Annotated in this window: 2 protein-coding genes; one reads left to right on the forward strand and one right to left on the reverse strand. The window is 76.6% G+C overall.

The window, feature by feature from the left end; all coding sequences use genetic code 11:
• Positions 1-907, forward strand: a 907-nt coding sequence (locus ACYVKY_RS17975; protein WP_460436355.1) for a DUF5667 domain-containing protein, incomplete at its 5' end; no start/stop codon positions are given.
• Positions 908-952: 45 nt separating this feature from the next.
• Here ACYVKY_RS17975 and ACYVKY_RS17980 read toward each other — a convergent pair.
• On the reverse strand, positions 953-1931 hold a 979-nt coding region (locus tag ACYVKY_RS17980; protein WP_460436356.1), incomplete at its 5' end, for a lysophospholipid acyltransferase family protein.

Genomic DNA, 1931 nt, shown 5'->3' on the forward strand with positions numbered 1-1931 from the left:
GGTCCGGCCGGCGGGCGCCCGGCGCTGGCGCACGGTCGCGGCCGGGGTGGCCGCGGTGCTGGTGGTGGGCGGGGCCGGTGCCGCCGTCGCCAGCGAGAACGCGCTGCCCGGCAGCCCGCTCTACCCGCTGAAGCGCCAGGTCGAGGACCTGCGGCTGTCGCTCACCTCGCCCGGCGAGGCCCGCGGCGGGGCCGAGCTCGACCTCGCCCGCGAGCGGCTCGAGGAGGCCGAGCGGCTCACCGTCGACGGCGGCGGCTCGCTGTCGGCCGAGCGCGAGGACGCCGTCCGCGGCGCCCTCGAGGAGTTCGGCGGCAGCGCGCGCACCGGCATCGACGCCCTCGGGCGCGACTACGCCGAGCGGGGCGATCCCGCCGCGCTCGGTGCGATCGACGCCTTCCTGGACGAGTCGCTGCCGCTGCTCGAGCGGCTCCGGACGATGGCGCCGGCGAGCCTGCACCCGGCCATCGACGCGCTGCTGCTCGAGCTCGGCGGCCAGCGGGTCGACCTGGCCGACGCCGTCGCGAGCTGCGGACCGGCCTGCCGCGACCTCGACGTCGTCGTCGCCGAGCCCGCACCCGGCACCACCACCTCGCCCGGCAGCGTGCCGACCCAGGTGGCGCCGGGCGGCGGGCCGGTGGCGTCGACGCCGGTGGCCGTGCCGCCGGTCACCTCGACCCCGGGCGGCGGGCTGCTCGACCCGCTCGACCCGCTCGTCGACCCCCTGCCCCTCGACCCGGTGCAGACGCTGGTCGACGACCTGCTGCCGGCGCCGAACCCGTCGAGCACCCCGCTGCTGCCGCTGCCGCCGCTGCCCACGGTGAGCCTGCCGCCCCTGCTGCCGTCGGCGACCTCGACGCCCGCACCGACGCAGAGCCCCTGCCTGCTGCCGCTGCTCGGCTGCGGCTGACCACCCCGGACCCGTTGCGGCGCAACGGCTCGCGGGATCCGTCCGTCAGAAGAAGACGGACCGGCGCTGCATGAGCAGCGAGTACAGCGTCTGCTGGATCGTCTCGCGCACCTGGTCGGTGACGTCGAAGATCATCATCGGGTCGTCGGCCGCGCCGTCGCCCGCGTCGTCGGTGGGGATGGGCTCGCCGAACTCGATCAGCCACTTCGACGGCAACGGCACCAGGCCGAGCGGCCCGAGCAGCGGCCAGGTCGGCGTGATCGGCGCGTACGGGACGCCGAGCAGCCGGGCGACGGTGCGGCTGTTGCCGAGGATCGGGTAGATCTCCTCGGCCCCGACGATCGCGCAGGGGACGATCGGCGCCTTCGTGCGCAGCGCCGCGGACACGAACCCGCCGCGGCCGAACCGCTGCAGCTTGTACCGCTCGCTGAAGGGCTTGCCGATGCCCTTGAAACCCTCGGGCCACACGCCGACCAGGTGGCCGCCGGCCAGCAGCCGCTCGGCGTCGGCGTTCGCGGCCAGGGTCGAACCGGACTTGCGCGCGATGTCGCCCACGACGGGCGTCGCGAACACCAGGTCGGCGCCCAGCATCCGCAGGTGCCGGCGGGCCGGGTGCTCGTCGCGGACGGCGACCTGCGTCATCAGGGCGTCGAGCGCGACCGTGCCCGAGTGGTTGGCGACCACGAGCGCACCCCCCTCGGACGGGACGTGCTCGATGCCGCGCACCTGCACCCGGAACCAGTGCCGGTAGAGCGGGCGCAGCACGGCCAGCAGCACGGTGTCGGTGAGCTCGGGGTCGAAGCCGAACTCGTCGACCTCGTAGTCGCCGGTGAGCCGCCGGCGCAGGAACGCCAGCGCCTCGGCCACCTTGCGCTCGAGGTCGCTCGGCGAGGCCGTCCCGGCGGCGTCGCGGGCGAGCCGCTCGCCGAGCTCGCTCGCCTCGGCCCCGAGCCGGTCGGTGTCGAGCCGCTGGCGGGCCGCGGACGGGCGGGGCTGGGTGCGCGCGCGTCGCGGCGCGGGCGGG

The organism is Angustibacter speluncae (assembly GCF_054777815.1).